General features: G+C 42.9%; 18 protein-coding genes. 11 read left to right on the top strand and 7 right to left on the bottom strand.

The genetic code is table 11. The annotated features are described in order from the left end of the window. Positions 1 to 2: 2 nt before the first annotated feature. Positions 3 to 2,291: a cation:proton antiporter gene (locus M917_RS06650; RefSeq protein WP_021814025.1), complete on the bottom strand. Its 2,289-nt coding sequence runs from the start codon at positions 2,289 to 2,291 to the stop codon at positions 3 to 5. A 643-nt stretch (positions 2,292 to 2,934) separates the two neighbouring features. Here M917_RS06650 and M917_RS06645 point away from each other — a divergent pair. The 4 genes from M917_RS06645 (at position 2,935) to purC (ending at position 6,945) form a co-directional block, all read left to right on the top strand. Further along, positions 2,935 to 4,401, top strand: a complete 1,467-nt coding sequence (locus M917_RS06645) for a Do family serine endopeptidase (protein WP_021814024.1) — start codon at positions 2,935 to 2,937, stop codon at positions 4,399 to 4,401. A gap of 407 nt (positions 4,402 to 4,808) precedes the next feature. Further along, positions 4,809 to 5,714 carry a 4-hydroxy-tetrahydrodipicolinate synthase gene (dapA, locus tag M917_RS06640; protein WP_021814023.1) on the top strand — a complete coding sequence of 302 codons (906 nt, stop codon included), beginning with the start codon at positions 4,809 to 4,811 and terminating at the stop codon, positions 5,712 to 5,714. A 73-nt stretch (positions 5,715 to 5,787) separates the two neighbouring features. Then, entirely contained in the window at positions 5,788 to 6,102 is a 315-nt protein-coding gene (locus M917_RS06635; protein WP_227500821.1) for a hypothetical protein, read from the top strand. A gap of 129 nt (positions 6,103 to 6,231) precedes the next feature. Beyond that, positions 6,232 to 6,945 (top strand): phosphoribosylaminoimidazolesuccinocarboxamide synthase, encoded by a 714-nt coding sequence (purC, locus tag M917_RS06630; protein ID WP_021814021.1) that lies wholly within the window; start codon positions 6,232 to 6,234, stop codon positions 6,943 to 6,945. Positions 6,946 to 7,116: 171 nt separating this feature from the next. Here the strand turns inward: purC and M917_RS06625 are convergent, their stop codons facing one another. After that, positions 7,117 to 7,680, bottom strand: a complete 564-nt coding sequence (locus M917_RS06625) for a peptide chain release factor family protein (protein WP_040642231.1) — start codon at positions 7,678 to 7,680, stop codon at positions 7,117 to 7,119. Positions 7,681 to 8,186: 506 nt separating this feature from the next. Between M917_RS06625 and M917_RS06620 the strand changes: the two genes are divergently transcribed. The 3 genes from M917_RS06620 to M917_RS06610 all read left to right on the top strand — a co-directional run bounded on the left by M917_RS06620 (position 8,187) and on the right by M917_RS06610 (position 9,915). Next, entirely contained in the window at positions 8,187 to 8,465 is a 279-nt protein-coding gene (locus tag M917_RS06620) for a hypothetical protein (RefSeq protein WP_040642229.1), read from the top strand. A 470-nt stretch (positions 8,466 to 8,935) separates the two neighbouring features. After that, complete coding sequence (locus M917_RS06615) at positions 8,936 to 9,568, top strand: DNA-3-methyladenine glycosylase (RefSeq protein ID WP_021814019.1); 633 nt, start codon at positions 8,936 to 8,938, stop codon at positions 9,566 to 9,568. 35 nt (positions 9,569 to 9,603) lie between these two features. After that, positions 9,604 to 9,915: a hypothetical protein gene (locus M917_RS06610; RefSeq protein WP_021814018.1), complete on the top strand. Its 312-nt coding sequence runs from the start codon at positions 9,604 to 9,606 to the stop codon at positions 9,913 to 9,915. A gap of 176 nt (positions 9,916 to 10,091) precedes the next feature. On the opposite strand, the gene M917_RS06605 is transcribed toward M917_RS06610, so the two are convergent. After that, the gene (locus M917_RS06605; RefSeq protein ID WP_021814017.1) at positions 10,092 to 10,535 is read right to left on the bottom strand and encodes a hypothetical protein; all 444 of its coding nucleotides are present in this window, start codon (positions 10,533 to 10,535) and stop codon (positions 10,092 to 10,094) included. A gap of 750 nt (positions 10,536 to 11,285) precedes the next feature. Then, complete coding sequence (locus M917_RS06600) at positions 11,286 to 11,489, bottom strand: CsbD family protein (RefSeq protein ID WP_021814016.1); 204 nt, start codon at positions 11,487 to 11,489, stop codon at positions 11,286 to 11,288. Positions 11,490 to 11,910: 421 nt separating this feature from the next. On the opposite strand from M917_RS06600, the gene M917_RS06595 reads away from it, so the two are divergent. Both M917_RS06595 and M917_RS06590 read left to right on the top strand, forming a co-directional pair. Continuing rightward, positions 11,911 to 12,654, top strand: a complete 744-nt coding sequence (locus M917_RS06595) for a TetR/AcrR family transcriptional regulator (protein WP_021814015.1) — start codon at positions 11,911 to 11,913, stop codon at positions 12,652 to 12,654. Between the two features lie 143 nt (positions 12,655 to 12,797). Further along, on the top strand, positions 12,798 to 15,014 hold the full coding sequence (locus M917_RS06590; protein ID WP_021814013.1) for a molybdopterin oxidoreductase family protein: 2,217 nt from the start codon (positions 12,798 to 12,800) through the stop codon (positions 15,012 to 15,014). A 69-nt stretch (positions 15,015 to 15,083) separates the two neighbouring features. Here the strand turns inward: M917_RS06590 and M917_RS06585 are convergent, their stop codons facing one another. Further along, positions 15,084 to 16,409: a D-amino acid dehydrogenase gene (locus tag M917_RS06585; protein ID WP_021814012.1), complete on the bottom strand. Its 1,326-nt coding sequence runs from the start codon at positions 16,407 to 16,409 to the stop codon at positions 15,084 to 15,086. A gap of 56 nt (positions 16,410 to 16,465) precedes the next feature. Continuing rightward, positions 16,466 to 17,218 carry a CAF17-like 4Fe-4S cluster assembly/insertion protein YgfZ gene (ygfZ, locus tag M917_RS06580; protein ID WP_021814011.1) on the bottom strand — a complete coding sequence of 251 codons (753 nt, stop codon included), beginning with the start codon at positions 17,216 to 17,218 and terminating at the stop codon, positions 16,466 to 16,468. Between the two features lie 299 nt (positions 17,219 to 17,517). Here ygfZ and M917_RS06575 point away from each other — a divergent pair, with 299 nt between their 5' ends. Both M917_RS06575 and hemL read left to right on the top strand, forming a co-directional pair. Then, a complete protein-coding gene (locus tag M917_RS06575) occupies positions 17,518 to 17,874 on the top strand; it encodes a zinc ribbon domain-containing protein YjdM (RefSeq protein ID WP_021814009.1) in 357 nt (118 codons plus the stop codon). 75 nt (positions 17,875 to 17,949) lie between these two features. Then, positions 17,950 to 19,251: a glutamate-1-semialdehyde 2,1-aminomutase gene (gene hemL, locus M917_RS06570; RefSeq protein WP_021814008.1), complete on the top strand. Its 1,302-nt coding sequence runs from the start codon at positions 17,950 to 17,952 to the stop codon at positions 19,249 to 19,251. 105 nt (positions 19,252 to 19,356) lie between these two features. Here the strand turns inward: hemL and M917_RS06565 are convergent, their stop codons facing one another. Beyond that, positions 19,357 to 19,773 (bottom strand): DUF962 domain-containing protein, encoded by a 417-nt coding sequence (locus M917_RS06565; protein WP_021814007.1) that lies wholly within the window; start codon positions 19,771 to 19,773, stop codon positions 19,357 to 19,359. Between the last annotated feature and the right edge of the window lie 209 nt (positions 19,774 to 19,982).

Below are 19,982 nucleotides of genomic sequence, written 5' to 3'. Positions count from 1 at the left end.
AGTTAAGGTTTATCTACATAATCGTCCGAGATTTTTTGCTCTTTCTCTTTAGTAAGATTGACATCAGAGTTGGTAGTATTATCTTGACCAGAGTCGGGCAGACGGTTCGGGTCAAGCGCGCCTTTTTTGTTTTTAGGGGCACTGCCATTACCATTGGTATTGCCTGTGATAGAGGTTTTGGTTTTTGACGTTGCTGTGGAGTTGGCAGACATTACCCCTTTATTAGCAGTATTAGCAGATGCATTTTTCGGCTCTGCTGCTTTGTTGTTGGCCGTTGTTTCACTTGTCTTAGGTACGGATTGGCTGATTGAATTTGCTGATGAGTCACTAGTAACAGGTGGCTTGGCCTCTGTCTCCCTATCTGTGACAGAATCTGGCTTTAATTCAGTCACGCTATCGTCGTTCAGCTCTATTGATTTGCGCTTCTCAGGCGCTTTTGAGCTGGACTCAAAGTCGGCATCTGCTGCCATACGCGCTTGCTCTTGCTTCAGCGTCACGTCTACAGGTTTTGGTTGTACTTCGTCTTCTACCACCAATGAGATGAGCTTGCGGTCACGTGGTACGTTGCCATCGAACTGGTCTGTAATGACGTGCAGCTTACCTTCTTTGTCTATGGTATAGAGAGGTACAAACTGTTTGTTATCGGCTTTATATTGCTCAAAACTATAACTGTCAGTGATGTTGGTGATTTTGATGCGGGCTTTTTTTGACAGCATACTGGCAAGCTTGGTATACGTCACGTCTTTGCCAAACAACCACTGCGAATGAAAGTTTGATTGTTTGTCATCGCGCTCGCTTTTGACTTTTTCGTCACTGAATTTGAGACGATACAATTTGCGCTCACCAAACTCATGACGGTAATGAATCTCAGATAAAGTGTTCATCTCCTTATCCATACTCATGGCAAACAGGCGACCAATACCGATAAGGTCAAGATGGCGGTCAGCGTGGTCTGAGATGGGATTACCAAAATAGGTGCGCAGACCACTCATGCGTGCGCGGGCAATATTGGTATAGTTATTATGCGCGACGATAACATCAAAGCCTTGCTCTTTTAGTGAAGTGGCAATCAAAAGTGCGATTGGATTTGAGCCGACGATAAGGATACCATTGGTCTCAGGCTCACGTACGCCCAGCAGATTTCCGACGATTTTTGACCCCAAGCCCTGAATCATGACTGTGCCGATGATGACCATAAAGACTAAAGGAACAAGCAGCTCAACACCTTGAATATCATACTCTTGCAGACGAATAGCAAACAATGAAGAAATAGCAGCCGCAACGATACCACGCGGGCCAATCCAGCTAATCATCAGCTTTTCATTGGTCTTAAGGTTTGAGCCGATAGCCGATGCCCACACCGATAAAGGACGCGCCACGAACATCACGATGGCGAGTAGTACTAAGCCTGCAAAGCCAACACTAAGCAAGCTTGCCAGCTCCACACGGGCCGCAAGAATAATAAAGAGCACAGAAATCAGTAAAATGGTTAATGACTCATTAAATTCAAGAATCGTCTCGCGCGGGAATTTTGGCCAGTTTGCCAATGCCACACCCAGTACTGTGACTGTCAATAAGCCAGACTCATGCTCTAAATGGTTCGATACAGAAAACAGCACCAACACAAAAGCAAGGGTAAAAACATTGCGCAAAAATTCAGGAACCATGTGGCGGCGCATCAAAAATGCCAGTAACCAAGCACCTGCTAGACCAAGTGCAGTCGCCAATATCACAATCTTGGCAAACAATAAGATACTGCTGGCTTCACCACCTGAGATGATGTATTCATAGACCAACACCACCGCGATCGCACCGATGGGATCAATGATAATGCCTTCCCATTTTAGGATATTGGATATCGTCTTATTGGGGCGTACGCTGCGCAGTAAAGGCATGATGACGGTTGGGCCTGTGACGCACACCAGCGCGCCAAATAGTAAGGCAATCAGCGGGTCGACATCAAATAACAAATACGTTGATAACGCGACGATAGCAATAGTAATAAGAACGCCAACCGAGACCAGCATCTGCACAACCGTACCGTGTTGCTTGATTTCATCAAATTCTAGCGTCAGCGAGCCTTCAAATAAAATAATTGCCACCCCTAAAGAGATGAAAGGAAACATCAGCTCCCCCAACACCAAGTCAGGGTCAAAGACACCCAGCACTGGCCCAACAATAATGCCAATCAGTAATAAAAATAAAATGGACGGTTGCTTTAAGTACCAAGCCAACCATTGGGCAGCAATACCAATCCCAACCACACCGGATAATAATAGGGCGGTATCCATAAGTGAATCCTTTTATAATCTTGTCATACGTTATATCTATCAAAAGCTTTTACAGAATAACAGGCACAGGCAAATTTTTATAAAATCTGAGCCATACCCATGCTATTCATCATGAGTCACAACATGAGCCAGATATGATATAACTACTATAAAGTAGTGAGGACAAAAGCTTTTCCATATATATGGCGTCGCTTTGGACATGCAAAAATAAAAAATATGGGTGATGATAGCCAGTGTCATAAACTTATCACTATAAATAAACTTGTGTTCATTCATAAAATTATTTGGCTTATCATCATATCATGGTTTTATTTCATGACTATCACGGCTGACCCAAACAGGATGTCATCAATCTGCCTTAGCACCGATAAGAATAAGTGTAAGTAAAATATAGTTAGGTCAATATAAAAGAGAGTCAGTGAGACTGGGATAAACTTTGGCTGCAACGACACAGCAAGCAAAAAAAACAGGCAAATAGCAGTGTGGCGCTTTTAAAGCCTTTTAACTGTAGTAAACTGCTTTGACTATATTATTTAATATCGCTTCACCTGATAAAAACGACCTTATTTTATACAAGTCGCTATCAGTAATTGCACAACATCATTCTTAATAATAATAATCGACCACTCACGTGGAGGACAATATGCCTATCAACATGTCTATCAATACGTTTAAAGCACACTCAGAGTTTCGTCTACAATATTGGTTGCACCGTAGTGCGCTGGCGCTCGCTGTCAGTACAGCAATGGTCACTGGTATCACAGTCACGACCATGACCCACGCGCACGCCGCAGTGACCACGGCAGACTTTTCTGGCTTAGTACAACAAGTCACGCCAGCGGTTGCTCGTGTGAACGTCACAAAAACGGTTAGTGAGGCCGAGCTTGCCAAGGCACAGACTGCTGAGTTGCTGCGCCAGTTCTTTGGTGATCGTCTGCGTATCCCAGATCAGGCGGTCACGCCAGCGATTGAGCACGCGTATGGTACTGCTTTTTTTATCACATCCGATGGTTATATGCTGACCAACCATCATGTCGTAGAAGGTGCGGATAAAATCACGGTCACGCTCAATGATAGAACGGAGCTTGATGCAACCTTAATCGGTAGTGATGAGCGCTCAGACGTGGCCGTGTTGAAAGTCAAGGGCAGTCAGTTCCCAGCATTACCTATTGGTGATTCAAATGCGTTAAAAGTAGGGGAGCCAGTGCTAGCGATTGGTTCGCCATTTGGTTTTGATTATTCAGCATCCGCTGGTATTGTGAGTGCCAAGTCACGCAGTTTTTCGCGTGAGACCAGTGTGCCATTTATTCAAACGGATGTGGCGTTGAATCCTGGTAATTCAGGTGGTCCCCTCTTTAATCAGCGCGGTGAAGTCATCGGTATTAACTCGCGTATCTTTAGCGGTACTGGCGGTTATATGGGTCTGTCTTTCTCCATTCCAATTGACGCTGCCATGGATATCTATGAGCAACTCAAAAAAGATGGTGAAGTGGTGCGTGCCTATTTGGGTATTTATCCACAAGATATCGATCGCAATCTGGCCGAAGCCTATAATTTATCGCGTCCGCAAGGTGCGTTACTGACCCGTGTCTCGCCAGATTCACCCGCACAAAAAGCAGGCCTAAAAGCTGGTGACATCATTTTACAGTACAACGATGTGCAAATTATGCGCGCCTCAGATTTGCTGAATCTACTCAATCGCGCAAAACCCAGCGATGCATTCCGTGCACAAATCCAGCGTAATGGCAAGCAAATGACCATTAGCGGTAAACTCGCTTATGCACCCAGTGACGTCAGAGCACAAGGCGGCGATCAGCAGAATGATGATGTGCAGCTGGGCTTGCGTTTACGAAACTTGACTACTGACGAACAAACAGAAATCTTATCGGACAATAAAACAGGAATTTTGGTTACCACAGTTGATCCGACTGGACTGGCTGCGCGCTCTGGCATATTGGCAGGGGATGTCATCACCAATTTCCACCAAAAACCGATTAAAAATGTCACAGACTTTTCGAGTGCGATCTCATCATTACCCAAAAAAGGGGTGGTGACGATTGAGGTCATTCGCCAAGGTATCCCAGCTATTATTGGCTTACGCATCGAGTAAATACTAGGCGGTTAGCACGTTACAATGCTTGTCTTTCTTTTATTTGGGATGAACTACACAAAAGCAGCAAGAAATAATGGCTGGTTTGGTGGTAATTGATTGATAGCGGTCAAATCAAAATATGCTACACTAGTAGGCGTTTTTATGACTAAATATTGATTGTTTCATTGGCATCATTGATCGTTGGCAAAAACACCGTCAATACGAATTTAAGCACATAAGCATTTATGCTGCGAACGCCTTTATAATAAGCAAACATTTAGCACTACTATCAAGCAAGATATGGCCAAAATAGTTGATAAATGCACCCATTATGCGTGCGGATATAGACAAAAAATTGGCACTTGCAAACGACCTATCATGTGACAGCTTTGACAAAAGCTAGGATAATACAGTAAGGCACGGTTATGAGCACAGCATACGACGAGATCAAAACCCGACTACAAGGCTCAATGGTAGCTTTGGTAACGCCCATGCACCCTGACGGCACGGTTGATTATAAAGGTCTGGCAGACCTCATAGATTGGCAGATTGAGCAAGGCACACATTGTTTGGTTGCGGTTGGCACCACTGGCGAGTCAGCGACATTGTCTATGCAAGAGCACAGCGATGTCATCCGTTACTTTGTCCAGCATGTCAAAGGTCGCGTACCAGTGATTGCTGGAACAGGCGCCAATAATACGATGGAAGCCATCAAGCTGACCCAAGATGCAGCTGATGCCGGTGCAGACTGCGCTTTATTGGTCGCGCCCTATTATAATAAGCCGCCACAAGAAGGCTTGTATCAACATTATAATGCCATCGCTAAAGCGGTGAATATACCGCAGATGCTTTATAACGTGCCGGGACGTACGGTCGTTGATATCGCGCAAGAGACGGTTGAACGCTTAGCGGATATAGATAATATCGTCGCGATTAAAGACGCAACCGGCTCAGTAGTACGCGGTGAGCAATTGATCAAAGCCGTTGGCGATAGAATGGTTGTGCTGTCAGGTGATGATGGTACGGCGCTTGAACTGATGAAATTTGGCGGCAAAGGCAATATTTCAGTGACAGCCAACGTAGCACCCAAAGCCATGAGCGAAACCTTCGGTGCAGGATTGCGCGGCGATTTTGACGTAGCCCATAAAGTACATGATGTCGTCAAGCACTTACACCGTGATTTGTTTATTGAATCAAGCCCTATTCCAGCGAAATATGCCCTGCATAAAATGGGTCTGATAGACACAGGTATTCGCTTGCCATTGGTGTGGCTAGCTGAAAAACATCATGCGACTATTGATGAAGCCTTAGTGCGTGCAAAATTAATATAGTGTCGTGCGAACTTACTATAGTTTTGTATGAACTTAAAAAATAGTCCTATAACTGCTAACTCAGAGAGATAACATGATGAAAACATCATCAATAAATGCAAAGATATTCCCTACGATGCTGACCTTAATTATGGGAAGCACTTTGGTATTGAGCGGCTGCCAAAGCACAAAAGAGTTACTTGGCAAACGTGATAATGGTAGCTTAGAGTATCAGCAAAGCAAAAAGCTTGCGCCTGTAGAGCTACCAGCTGACCAAGAGACGTTGCCTTTTGTGCCTTTGTACCCAACACCTAGCACTGGGGCAAACACACTCAAACTACAGAACGAATCAGGTAGCCAGTATCAACTGCCAAAGCCTCAGCGTGCGGTGAGCAGTCCTTCAAATTAATGCTATTTCCCTATTTATACCGCTGGCTTGTTACTGTTATTTCTTTACATATGATAAAGACGGTAATATAGACTCAGCGGTAGCTGCGCGTTTTTACCACATAAGCTTGAACGAACAGGAACTCCCATAATGCAAAAGCAACAACTGCTGTATAAAGGCAAAGCCAAATCTGTATACGAAACAGAAGACAACGATCTTTTGATTTTACACTTCCGTGATGATACCTCAGCGCTTGATGGTAAGCGTATCGAACAGTTGGCACGCAAAGGCGTCGTCAACAATCGCTTTAATGCGTTTATTATGCAAAAATTGGCGGACGCTGGCATCGAAACGCATTTCGAAAAGCAATTGTCTGAAGACGAAGTTTTGGTTAAGCGTTTAGAGATGATTCCAGTTGAGTGTGTGGTTCGCAACTTTGCGGCAGGCAGTTTGGTTCGTCGTTTAGGCTTAGAAGAAGGCCAAGCATTGACACCGCCTACGTATGAGCTGTTTTATAAAGATGATGCACTTGGTGATCCAATGGTCAATGAGTCACTTTCTGTGTCACTGGGCTGGGCAACTCCAGAGCAGTTGGCTAGAATGGAAGCACTGACTCATCAAGTGAATGACGTATTAAAAGCTTTGTTTGATGCAGGTGATTTGATACTGGTAGATTTTAAATTAGAGTTTGGCGTGTTCCATGACCGTATCGTTTTGGGTGATGAGTTTTCACCAGATGGTTGCCGTATTTGGGATAAGACTACTAAGAAAAAGCTAGACAAAGACCGTTTCCGCCAATCATTGGGCGATGTCATCGAAGCCTATGAAGAAGTGGCTAACCGTATTGGTGTGCCATTAAGCTAAGTATTTAATACCTAGCGTTAAATAAAAAAACTGAGCCATGCGCTCAGTTTTTTTATGCAAAAAGTTAGTTTTAATATACAAAAATCTATATGTGTGTGGATTGTTAGTTTAGATATGTAGTTAGCGTATTCTAAAATGTACCTGTTGCGATAATTGAAAGTGTATAAGTGTTTAGTACCAAATCGCATCTTTAGGTAAATATTTATAAAACTGTATTCTAGAATAAAGATATTGACCTGCAATTTCTGTATTGGCAATTTGACTTCTATGGTCGTTAGCAATGACACTAAATCCAGTTTTTCTATGTGCCATGATCACTTCTATTCGTCTATAGCCAGCAAACCTTGAAGTAATGACTCCTACATTAGGAAATTGGATAAATTTTTGGGTAATCTGACTATTTCTCAGTCCCAGACCGTCTTTATAGTCTATTGGTGACTGCGGGGTTAGCAAAATATGACAGTCGTCAGGACGATCTTTAATAAGAGTCTGGCATTCTTCTTGAAGGAAATCAAAAAGTAATTGATAAGCATCACTCTCACTGTGTTTCAATAAAGCAGATAAATGAACGAAAGTATATCCTTTTCCTTGGTAAGATTCTGAGTAGACTCCTGACCATTCTAAGCCTCTTGTATTTTCATAGAAACCCATCAGTATTTTAACCATTCCACCTACCCATTTTAGGCATGTTTCACTCTGATTTTCAGTGTAAATTTCTATATAGGCATTTGGCACTCGAAATCCTTATAAAGCTGGAATTAATATAGGATATATTCTAAGGGAACTGGGTAATTGTGCCTAACAGTAAGACTATAAACTATCATTCTAGTTTAAACAGCTTAAAAAAAATCAAACATAGCGTAAACATTGTCCTAAATATCTTATCTAGTTTTTATGCTAACTTATTAACGTTTATTCATATTAATAATTGTATAAAAATCAGATAAGGTGTCTTCTAATGTCCACTGCTTCATCAACTGTTTTAGACCCTAGTTGGTTTACTCGTCCAACCTGTCTATCAGGCAAATTGAATATTTAGGTCGCTTTATATGATTGACAGAAATGATTGATAATATGGTTTTTAGCGAAATACATTTTAAATACTGAATATCTATTTCCAACCATAAGTTTATACATTTGTACACCTAAAAACAAACACTAAAGGTTCGTTGGAGAGCCTACAATAAGTCTTACAGATCTGTAATAACTACTCCTTGGTTCTTTAAAATAAGTGATACAAAATGAGTAACGACACAAGATTGACCGTTTACGAGTTAGGTATAATTAAGAATTTCCTGAGAGATCAATTAATATCGATAAAAATAAAAGAGTTTTCAGTTGCTTATCCATCTGAAAATAAAGAAGAAAAGGATGAGCGAGCGTGTACTTTTGGATTAGAATTAACGGCAATTAGGGATAAAGTCGAAGTAATGATTTCAAATCGATTGGATGGAAATAACCAACTGATAACAATCTTACCTAATAGTAAATTCATTGCTAAACGTGCTGGAATGTTATGAAAATTAAGCTCATTTCTAAATATTAGAACCACGACAAGTCGTGGTTTTTTCGTTTCTTTAGCTTAAACACTTAAATAGAAAGTTTGATCATCGTTTGTTACCTTGGTAGCCAAACCAGTTCTATATATGTAGTTCCGAGGATATATCCTACAGGAACGATCAAAACGGGCCTCTTAATCAATTAATAGACGACTCATAATAGACTGACATAATGCAACCACTCAAAACAGACTACGGTTTTTGCCCATTTATCAATAATGATTAAGGACAAACTTCTCTCTAGCCATAATTATTGATGTTTACCACAGGGTATTAACATTACCCTTTTAAGCACAGGCTTGTAGCTTAACTCGTATAAAAAATCAAACATAGCATCAACAGTGTCTTCGATACCTTATCTTACTTTTATGCTAACTTGTTAATGCTCACCCATGTCAATTAGATGATAAAAATAAGAAAAGGTTTCGCTAATGTCCACTGATTCATCAACTGTTTTAGACCCTAGTTGGTTTACTCGTCCAACGTGTGTGGTTGCCGCTGATTTGGTCGGTAAGGTGTTGTGTAGAAAGCTTATAGATACGGATGGTGCAGCTAAAGTATTGCGTATGCGTATCTCAGAAACCGAAGCCTATATCGGTGAGGATGACCCTGCCTGTCACTCGCATGCAGGTACAAGAACAGCGCGCACCGAAATTATGTATGAGCGAGGTGGCGTTTTTTATGTTTATTTGACTTATGGTATTCATCATATGCTCAATATGATTACTGCGGCTGCCGAGTCACCTGAGTCGGTGCTGATACGGGCAGGATTTTTGACAGAAGACAGTGACCGTTTGCTCGATGAGCAAAGGCTAAGCTTAGACGAACAGCTTAGCCATCCCAAGCAGTTTGCAGGTCCAGGAAAACTGACCAAGCGTTTACAAATTGATCGCCAGTTATATGGCAAATCTATTGAACCTTCATCCGAGGTCTGGGTAGAAGATGATGGCTGCACACCGCCAATATCATTGCGTCCACGTATTGGTATCGATTATGCTGGTGATGCCAAAGAGTGGCTGCTACGCTATGTATGGACGGATCATCCTTCTTTATCCAAAAAGTAGCTGTCTCTTTGCTTACTTTATTTAGGATCAACAATATGTATAAACTAACCGTATTTATTCCCAATGAAGCATTAGAGGTAGTGAAGTTTGCCTTATTTGCGGCTGGTGCAGGAACCATGGGGCATTACGAGCAGTGCTGCTGGCAAGTACAGGGGACAGGGCAGTTCAAACCATTGGTAGGTAGTACGCCGCATATCGGCGTACATGACAACCTTGAAAGCGTTGATGAGTGGCGCGTTGAGATGGTTGTTGCCGAAAATGCCATAGAGGCTGTTATCACTGCTCTAAAGAAAGTCCATCCTTATGAGACGCCCGCTTATGATGTGCTAAAAGTATTGGCGTTTTAAGCGAATTAATATAGTTGAAAAACTTTAAAGTCCCAGCAGCACGTTCTGTATCGATATTACTTTTCACCGACTATATTTCTCAACGTATAAAAATGGTCAAACACACCAAGCACTAATGAGTTTGACCAAAGGCATCAAGAAGTTAGTAATGTCAAAAACTTAAATTTACTTCAAAATTAATGATGCTTATTGTACTTGCCTTTATGCTTACCATTGTTTTTGTACTTATTTTTTTGAGTATGTTTTTTCTCATATTTTTTGTGTTTATCGTTATTAGACCAAGAGGTTCTGTTTGAGCTAATAAGTTTAAGGCTTGGATAAGCATATTTAAGCTCATAGTTTTGATTGTCTTTTCTAACATGGGCAGTGAGAGCTCGATTACCGCGATAATTATCAGACCTGATATCCATGACTTGATAGCCTTGACGGCGTAAGTTTTGGCGTAGCTGTTGGCTGACACGATTGTAGTCGGCATTGCTATAAATATCACCACCACGATATACCGGCTGATTTCCATAGCCTGAGCTTGCAACGGTACAGCCGACGGTAGTGCCTAATAAGGCCACCACAAGGCTAGTAGATATGACACTTTTAAATGAGAAAGCCTTTAACATACTCATAATCTGATATCCTATTGTATTTTTCAAATTGCTTGCGAATAGGTACTATGATAGTCGCGCGCATCATTGTCAGTTTTTAAGGAACTTTAGTTATATAGTTAGAAATATTTGCTTACATTCAATATGATAGAGCACAAAACTTGATAATAAGTGTCTTCTGCGTTAGTAAGTTGTAATTCTTTCAAACAATAAGATGGTTGTAAGCATATGCTTACACGCAATGACGCTTATACGACTTAACATCTAGCTAATAATTAGGCACTATAGTCATACGGCATTAGGGAATGTGACTCAAGGATTGAGTTGACCGCATTAAGGATAATGATTCGCTTATTGGCATCAGGATGATAATATTAAGTGAAGTAAGGACGCGTGACCTCTGCTGATAACAGTAGTTAATGCTGTTAAGTGTAGTAAAAGGGCAGGATGCCCAGTATCACAATATACTGAATATCATGCAAGGACGTATGGGAAGCAGTCGTGATAGGTAACAGGGATGGTTAACAATAAAACCGCATAACAATTCATTGCTATGCGGTTTTATCGTGTCTGGGGATTGCTAATGCGTTCATCTCTAATCTAAGCAATTTAGAGCTGTATAGATTCACAATGGATTTAGGACACGCTATAGGTGTCATTAAATAAAAAACCGCCTGTAATTACAGGCGGTTTTTTTATATCAATTGTCTAAAATCAAATGCTTTAAAATAAAGTCATTATACAACTGATAGCTACGCAATCAAAAATTGATTAATATTTATTTTCAGTGCGCCAATCATCTACTTCGCGTTCAGCGTCTTCCTTAGCATGACCATAACGTTCTTGGACTTTGCCTACTAGCTTGTCGCGACTGCCTTCAACATGTAATAGATCATCATCAGTGAGATCAGCCCATTTTTGTTTTACTGAGCCTTTCATTTGATTCCAGTCACCTTTCAAAGTCTGTTCATTCATTATTATATTCCTTATTTTATTATCAGATTGGTTGTTGAGACAATTTTTCCATCTGGCTTCAATTTATTTACTACTTAGTAGCCATAAGTATCAGCAGACCAGTTAGTAAGACCTAATATAGGCTCTCGAAATTGCCTTGTCTGTATAAGCAATGTTTAGAGTGTTTCTTTATGATAAGAATTCGCTCGCTTATGTTATAAACAGCTTGTTTGTGTAATGACAAACGTGTTTTGTCAGCGATTTATGTAAAAGCCGCCAAGAAACAGGAATTAAGCTGTGGGTGTTATGGTCGCAGCTTAGTGCATTACTCTTAATTAAATGAATGCTACTAATGATTTACCGATAGACTTATTATTCAAATGACTATAGGCTTATAGTTAAAATAAAAACAATTATTATATGAAATCAGGACAACTCGACAGTGAATTCACCCAATACCCTCATTGCTACAAACGCAATTTTAGAGCCACCGATAGAGACTAGGCGTACGCTGGCAAAAACCAAAACGCGTCGAGCCTTGCTAAAAAGTGCTTTGCAGTTGTATAGCTTAGACGGCGCTAGTGGCATGAGTATGAATAAAATCGCCAAAGGCGCAGGAATTGCGCAGCCAAGTTTTTATAACCATTTCGATGACTTAGAGGCGTTGCAACATGAGTTGGGTGAGCAGCTCAAACACAATTATCTGTCTCCCATACGTATGGCTTGGATAAACATGCTAAAAGATTATACAACGCTGACTAACGAGCAGTTCAATGAGCGTTGCCAGCACTGTTTGACCATGATTTTTGATGCTGCATTCCAAAATATTGCCCTATTTCAGCGCTTAATCGAAGACAGTCTGGGCAGTAGTGCAATGCAAGAAAACCAGCGCTCGACAATGGGCTCGTCTAAAAATAGTCATCTCGTCAATAAAGGCCTAGGTCGCTTGATTGGCGAGATAAAAGAAGAGTGGGTAGAGATATTTATTCAAGGACTCTCGTCAGCCGAGCGCACTTTTGATGTGTCTGAGATCAATCTCTGTGTCGATATCGCTACTGCCCAAGTACATGAGTTGATATTGGGCTGTCATCACGGACGTTATTCACGGCAGCAAGCAATTGCCATGCTGTGCAAGAATTTTGATGCACTCTTTAGCAGTTTTGCTCAAACAAACAGCAAAGGATAAGTGCTTAATGATCAATTATTAATCACCAAACGTATAAGTGATGAATCATTAAAATTCTCTGACGATAAGATACCAAAACGATCAAAACCATTAAATGGATTTAATAGTGAAAACGATAGTCAAAAATAACAGGGAGCGTGACCATGAGCAGTGAACCCACCCAAGTGAACGAGCAGACCCACTTTAGAACCTGTAACTTATGTGAAGCGATGTGCGGTATCGTCATCAAGCACGATGGCGAAAAAGTCTTGTCGATCAAAGGTGATAAAGACGATCCATTTTCGCGAGGGTATATTTGTCCAAAAGCGACAGCCTTACAAGACTTGCACGAGGATCCTGATCGCCTGCGCCAACCTGTAGAGAGAACGGCGGACGGTTGGAAAGAAATTAGTTGGCCGGAAGCTTTGGATAAAGTCGCTGCAGGTATCCAGTCCGTTCAGCAAAAATATGGTAAAAACGCGCTTGGTATTTATTTGGGCAATCCAAATGTCCATAATTTGGGCGGTATGCTGACGATTAAGCATTTATTAACCAGTATAAAAACGCGTAGTCGTTTTTCTGCCACTTCCATCGACCAATTGCCGCATCACATCGTGTGTATGCATCTGTTCGGTCACATGCTGCGTATTCCTGTCCCTGATATCAATCGTACCCAGTATATGCTTATCATCGGTGGCAATCCGCTGGCGTCTAATGGCAGTATCATGACCGCGCCGAATATGCGCCAAAAGCTAAAAGATATTCAAGCCCGCGCAGGCAAGGTAGTAGTGATTGACCCAAGACGTACGGAAACAGCGGACATCGCCAGCGAGCATCATTTTATTCGCCCAGCGACCGATGTCTTATTGCTATTAGCGATGTTGAATGAAATCTACATGCAAGGTTATGCCAAAGAGAATAGAGCGACGGCATTAGCACCAGATATCGAGCGGCTAAGAGACTTTGCCAAAGACTACCGTGCGGAATCAGTTGCCAGTATAACGGGCATTTCTGCCGCCGAAATCAAACGTATGGTAAAAGAGTTTTGTGAAGCCGAAAGTGCTGTCTGTTATGGCCGCATGGGAGTGTCGGTACAAGAATTTGGTTTACTAAGCCAGTATCTGATTATGGTAATAAATATAGTCACTGGCCGTTTGGACGAAGTAGGGGGTCTCATGTTCCCGAATCCTGCGGTCGATGTGGTGAACAATTCAGGGCCAGGTTATTTGGGTAAGCGCCATAGCCGAGTCAGTCATTTGCCTGATTTTAATGGGGAGTATCCCGTCGTTACCATAGCGGATGAGATGCTGGTCGAAGGCGAGGGACAATTAAAAGGTTTTATGACGGTCGCTGGCAACCCTGTACTGAGCACGCCCAATGGCGAAAAATTAGATAAAGCCTTAGCAAACTTAGACTTTATGGTCTCATTGGATTATTTCGTCAATGAAACCAGCCGTCATGCCAATATTATCTTGCCGCCAGTATCGCCACTAGAGCGCGATCATTATGACATCACTTTTAATGGTTTTGCTGTGCATAATGTGGCCAAATATTCACCAGCCTTATTCCACAAAAAAGATAATGAAAAACACGATTGGGAGATTTATTTGGAGCTGGCAGAACGTCTAGACAAAGAGGCATCAGAAGCGACTACAGCCGAACGTGCATTGACGAAAAAGCTAGAGCCTAAATTCTTGCTCGATCAAGGCCTAAAACATGGGCCTTATAAAGCGCTTACGTTAGAGAAACTGCTTGAAAACCCTCATGGTGTGGATTTAGGCGCATTACAAAGCATGTTGCCGCAAGCGTTAAAGCATGCAGATAAGCAGATTCATCTCAATGTCGATTTTTATCAAGCAGATTTGGCGCGCGTGCAGCAAATGATGCAGAACTATGATGATGAGCAGGTTTTATTGATAGGCCGTCGTCATGTCCGTAGCAACAACTCATGGCTGCACAACAGTCATCGACTGGTCAAAGGCAAGTCTCGTTGTACGTTGATGCTGCATCCAGACACAGCCAAAGCATATGGTATTGAGGATGGCCAAGCGGTAAAAGTGACGTCACGCGTCGGTAGCGTCATTATCATTGCGGAAGTGACAGATGAGCTAATGCCCAAGGTCGTGAGTATTCCGCATGGTTTTGGTCACGGTCGCACAGGGGTAAAGCAAAAGACAGCGCAGGCACATGCAGGCGTTAGTGTGAATGATCTGACAGATGATACGCTCATCGATCCGTTAAGTGGCAACGCAGCGGTAAACGGCGTTCCTGTAAAATTAGAAGCAATCGTGCCAGAAGTAACTAAGTTGGATACGACAGAGTTAGAAATGACCAATTTAGAAAATGCCGAGTCCGAGACTAAATCCAGCAGTGCGGCATAAGACTATGCAAGCTTTATCTACATCTACTTTCATATGACTCAGAAAGGCGCTTAGCTACAGCGCCTTTTTTTATGCTTTTATTCCCACAAAATCAAAATCAACCAGTGGCGTCTCGCCTTGTATCAGTAAGCTTATTGCTTTTGCCGAACCGCAAGCGTGCGTCCAGCCAAGCGTACCATGACCCGTGTTGAGCCATAAATTGTCAAAAGTGGCATTCACATTATGACTGCCGTGACGGACTTGACCGCAATGCGCGCGTCCAATCAATGGCACATTTGATGGCGTCATCGGGCGCAGTCCTGTCCAATATTGAACGGAGTTTGCAATAATACCTTTGGGAAACAATTGCTGGACACGCTGCGTAATGGCTTCACAGCGAATGGCATTTAAATCCAAATTATAGCCATTGAACTCAGCTGTGCCTGCGACCCGTAATTTATCGCCAAGGCGTGAGGTGACGAGTTTATACTCGTCATCAATGAGACTGACAAAAGGCGCAAGGTGCGGGGCGCGAGGATTGACTTGATAGGTGGCTGAATACCCTTTTGCCGGAAAGATAGGCAGATGCATATCAAGTGGCTTCATCAGCGCCACACTATAACTGCCAAGCGCCAATACATGACTGTCTGCGCTAAAGGTTTGCGCGTTTTGACCTTTGGGTCGAATGGTAATACTGTGCACGTGCGGACGACTTGCTTGCGTGTCCGTATTGATGGCCAAAATCTCGGTGTCATACAAAAACTGCACGCCAGCCTCAATGCAGCGTGCAGCTAAGCGCTGAGTAAATAGATGGGCGTTGCCTGATTCATCACGGCTGGTGTAGGTTGCGCCAATAAGCTTGTGGGCAATGGGATAAAGTGCTGGCTCAAGACTGACCGCGTTATTGATATCGATCACATGACGTTCGCAGCCAAGCTCCTGCATGCGCTGCGTTGGCGCAATAGCCGCATCAAACTCCGCTTGGTCAGTATAAAAATGCATGATGCCGCGCGTTTGCTGCTCATAATTGATACCGATATCGGCGCGCAATTGCTGCAAGGCATCGCGCGAATACAGCCCCAAACGTACCATTTGTACCAGATTGGCGTCGGCGCGGTCAGCGCGGCACTCCTGCAAAAATTGCAATGCCCATTTAAGCTGCGCCTTATCTGCACGTAAGCGATACAGTAGCGGCGCATCTTCTTTAAACAGCCATTTGAGTGCTTTCATCGGCGTAGCAGGGTTGGCCCAAGGAGTCGCATGTGAGACCGATATTTGACCACCATTGGCAAATGATGTCTGCAATCCTGCGGCCGACTCACGTTCAATCACAGTCACGTCATAGCCTGCTTGACGTAGATACCATGCAGTGGTCACGCCCACCACGCCTGCTCCGAGTACCGCAATATGTGTCATAGACTGCTCTGCTACGTTTTAGTAAAAGTACATGAAAAGATGCTTATCATTTGGTTTTACTTGGGGCGCGCGACATCGGCTTGTAGCGCAGGTGGTAAATCTAATACAGTCAGCTCACTATCAGTAAGATGCTCTGGACGAGCCACCACGAGTGCTTCAAAGCCCTCAGCTGTCGTGACTGTGTTGACCACTTGAATTTTATCCAGTTTCTCACCAGCTGCTGGGACATCGCCTGCGCCTGTTACATAATGCAAAAACGCTTTGGGCGCTGATTTAAAGTAAATACGGGCAATGACTTCTTGACCAAGATAGCAGCCTTTATCGTAGTCCATACCACCGCGCTGATGTAGACGCAGCTCTTGCGGTTGAAATTCCCCTTGAGTAGCGGCCACGATCCAGTAATTACCGGTAGCAATGCTGCATTGCATCCACGCCTGTGTGTCATCAAGCGTATTGTGATCATCCTTGTGGCTAAACGTCGGCAAATCTGCCAGTACGCAAGGATAGATTGGCGTTGGGGCGCTGGTCTCAAATTTAGAAAATGCCCCAAACTTTTTTAAGTGGTTTTGTAACGATTCAGCACAATCGGCACTAATGACCACGTCATACTGTTTTTCTGCTTGTTTTTTGAGCCAAATGCCAAATTCAATCCGCCCTTTTAAATTGCCAATCGCCGCAGCTTGATAGCTAAGCCCGAGTTTGGTGACATCACAAGTCAATTGCCCTTGTAAGAATTTTTCGGCATCCTCACCTTGAATGGTCAATTGGGCGAACTGCGGTATTGTCGATGTAGTTGAAAATTGAGTCATTGTTATTATCCTTCTGATGGGCGCTGATTTATCGAAATATGGGTGTCAAAAACAGGTAATAAAAACAGGTAATAGAAAACAGTCACTAGGCTTTTATCACTGACAGAACCAGTGAATAGAAAAGTCATTGAGGCTAAGAAGAGTACCACAAAAAACAGCTTCATAAAAAACGTCGTGGTTAAGATATAAGTTGGGGGTAGCGCCCAATTTTCAACGGTACAAATTGGTTAAAGGTGATGAGTTACGGTACAATGCTAAGTCTAGAATAAACCTAACGTATGATGGCTGCCGAGGAAACGATGAGCTTACCAAATTGCCCGAAATGTGATGCTGAATATACGTACGAAGATGGTGCGTTACTGGTATGCCCCATGTGCGCTCATGAATGGACGGCAGCAGAAACGGATACAGCCGTAAGCGATAATGAACAAGATGCCGTCATTCGTGATGCCGTTGGTAACGAGCTGCAAGACGGCGATGCTGTCACTGTGATTAAAGACTTAAAAGTTAAAGGCTCCTCCCTCGTTATCAAAGTAGGCACGAAAGCGAAAAGTATTCGTCTGTTGCCAGATGCGTCGGATGGTCATGATATTGATTGCAAGCTTGATGGCTATGGTCCGATGAAGCTTAAATCCTCTGTGGTTAAAAAAGCTTAAGCGATCAAACTTCGTTAAAAAGCTTGATAAGAGTCAAATAAAAAATACCGTTTAATAAAATAATAGAGAACCGTTATGAGTACTAAAAACGAACAGCTATTCGCGCAAGCCCGCAAACATATCCCAGGCGGTGTCAACTCGCCAGTCCGCGCCTTTGCTGGCGTGGGTGGCACACCAATCTTTATGCACCGTGCTAATGGCAGCAAAATCTATGACACCGAAGACAACGCTTATATTGATTATGTGGGTTCTTGGGGGCCGATGATTTTGGGCCATGCCCATCCAAAAGTCATCGATGCGGTCAAAAAAGCGGCTGATGATGGTTTAAGCTTTGGCACACCAACGCCGTTTGAAACGACGGTTGCTGATAAGATTTGCGAGATTGTCCCGAGTGTTGAGATGATTCGTATGACTAGCTCGGGTACAGAGGCGACCATGAGCGCGATTCGTTTGGCGCGTGGTTATACTCAGCGTGACAAAATTGTCAAATTCGAAGGCTGTTATCACGGTCATTCAGACAGCTTGCTAGTAAAAGCGGGTTCGGGCATGCTTGATATTGGTGAGCCAACGTCAAAAGGTGTGCCAGCGGATTTTGCCAAACATACCATTACCATTCCTTATAACGACCCACAAGCGATCAAAGACTGTTTTGAAAAATGGGGTGACGAGATTGCTTGCGTTATTTTGGAGCCAATCGCTGGTAACATGAATATGGTCATCCCAACACAAGAATTCCATGATACGTTGCGGACAGAATGTACCGCAAACGGTGCTGTGCTTATCTTTGATGAAGTGATGACAGGTTTCCGTGTGGGACTTGGCGGCGCGCAAGCGCATTTCGGCATTGACCCTGATTTGACGTGCTTTGGCAAAATCATTGGCGCAGGTTTGCCAGTCGGTGCTTTTGGCGGCAAAAAAGAAGTCATGTCTTGTATCGCGCCACTTGGCGGTGTGTATCAAGCAGGTACGTTATCAGGTAACCCGCTGGCGATGCGCGCTGGCATTGCGATGTTTGAAGATTTAACTGTTGATGGTTTTTATGATGAGCTTTCAGCAAAAGTCGATCAGCTGATTGATGGTTTTCAAGCCGCGGCTGACAAACACGGCATCAACCTTCGCACCAATAAGCTGGGCGGTATGTTTGGGATGTTCTTTGTCAAAGACAGTGACACCGAAGCGCCAAAGAACTTTGATGAAGTCACAGAATGTGATATGGATGTGTTCAATACCTTCTTCCACGGCATGCTCGATCGCGGTATTTATCTAGCACCATCTGCGTATGAAGCGGGCTTTATGTCTATCAAGCATAGCGTAGAAGACATTGATGAATCGATCAAAGCTGCCGATGACATCTTTGCAGAAATGGCAAAGGCTTGAGGTCTGAGATTTTAAATTTTAATATGCCCTAAAATAACAACCAGCATGAGTAAATACATTACGATGCTGGTTTTTTTGTGACTATTATAAATAATAGCTAAAGACTTAATGGGATTTTCTGGCTTTGTCGTACTTGCGATCTGTTAAACTTAAGTGGCCGCGCAGTACATCGCCATACATACGAAAATCACTGGCAAAGCTTTTTAGAGGAAACTTAAAAGAAGCTGGCTTGTTTTTTTCGAAGAAAAAATGACCGACCCAAGCACAAGCATAGCCAGCAGCAATGCCTTTGAGTAAAGGTTTTGGTGAGCGGGTTTTGACAGATTTTGCCAATCCTAATAAGCCGAAGCTACTGCCAGCAAAATGTAGACGACGGCACGCCATGTTTTGATGCTCTTCTAAGTAAAAATCATAGAAATTTTGTTTTGCAGGCTTATCAGTTTTTATGAGATCGTTTTTAGTATTAGCCCTAGTCGGAGCATCTGCGGTCGTTATCGAGTTTTGCGTGTCAATTTGGCTCATTGTATTAGCGTCCTTGCTAGTCATTTGTTAAATACCAGTCGCACATGGCTATTCGCGTATCGATTTTATGTTGAACTGCTTATATATTAGATATTGATAAATAATCAGATAAGTTGCTGTTATTTATTATAATATTAATGCTCTTCAATGTAGCAAACGAATAGGGTTAACACAAGTGATAGATGTCGAGCGTACGTCTGTTATTTTAT

The organism is Psychrobacter aquaticus CMS 56, assembly GCF_000471625.1.
GTDB lineage: Bacteria > Pseudomonadota > Gammaproteobacteria > Pseudomonadales > Moraxellaceae > Psychrobacter > Psychrobacter aquaticus.
The sequence above is the reverse complement of the archived record's forward strand: the minus strand, read 5'-3'. Positions and strand labels throughout refer to the sequence as shown.

What these genes read in the sequence shown, in the direction of transcription:
- M917_RS06650 (WP_021814025.1), bottom strand. Translation starts at nt 2,291, where the DNA reads ATGGATACCGCCCTATTATTATCCGGTGTGGTTGGGATTGGTATTGCT.
- M917_RS06645 (WP_021814024.1), top strand. Translation starts at nt 2,935, where the DNA reads ATGCCTATCAACATGTCTATCAATACGTTTAAAGCACACTCAGAGTTT.
- dapA (WP_021814023.1), top strand. Translation starts at nt 4,809, where the DNA reads ATGAGCACAGCATACGACGAGATCAAAACCCGACTACAAGGCTCAATG.
- M917_RS06635 (WP_227500821.1), top strand. Translation starts at nt 5,788, where the DNA reads ATGATGAAAACATCATCAATAAATGCAAAGATATTCCCTACGATGCTG.
- purC (WP_021814021.1), top strand. Translation starts at nt 6,232, where the DNA reads ATGCAAAAGCAACAACTGCTGTATAAAGGCAAAGCCAAATCTGTATAC.
- M917_RS06620 (WP_040642229.1), top strand. Translation starts at nt 8,187, where the DNA reads ATGAGTAACGACACAAGATTGACCGTTTACGAGTTAGGTATAATTAAG.
- M917_RS06615 (WP_021814019.1), top strand. Translation starts at nt 8,936, where the DNA reads ATGTCCACTGATTCATCAACTGTTTTAGACCCTAGTTGGTTTACTCGT.
- M917_RS06610 (WP_021814018.1), top strand. Translation starts at nt 9,604, where the DNA reads ATGTATAAACTAACCGTATTTATTCCCAATGAAGCATTAGAGGTAGTG.
- M917_RS06605 (WP_021814017.1), bottom strand. Translation starts at nt 10,535, where the DNA reads ATGAGTATGTTAAAGGCTTTCTCATTTAAAAGTGTCATATCTACTAGC.
- M917_RS06600 (WP_021814016.1), bottom strand. Translation starts at nt 11,489, where the DNA reads ATGAATGAACAGACTTTGAAAGGTGACTGGAATCAAATGAAAGGCTCA.
- M917_RS06590 (WP_021814013.1), top strand. Translation starts at nt 12,798, where the DNA reads ATGAGCAGTGAACCCACCCAAGTGAACGAGCAGACCCACTTTAGAACC.
- M917_RS06585 (WP_021814012.1), bottom strand. Translation starts at nt 16,409, where the DNA reads ATGACACATATTGCGGTACTCGGAGCAGGCGTGGTGGGCGTGACCACT.
- ygfZ (WP_021814011.1), bottom strand. Translation starts at nt 17,218, where the DNA reads ATGACTCAATTTTCAACTACATCGACAATACCGCAGTTCGCCCAATTG.
- M917_RS06575 (WP_021814009.1), top strand. Translation starts at nt 17,518, where the DNA reads ATGAGCTTACCAAATTGCCCGAAATGTGATGCTGAATATACGTACGAA.
- hemL (WP_021814008.1), top strand. Translation starts at nt 17,950, where the DNA reads ATGAGTACTAAAAACGAACAGCTATTCGCGCAAGCCCGCAAACATATC.
- M917_RS06565 (WP_021814007.1), bottom strand. Translation starts at nt 19,773, where the DNA reads ATGAGCCAAATTGACACGCAAAACTCGATAACGACCGCAGATGCTCCG.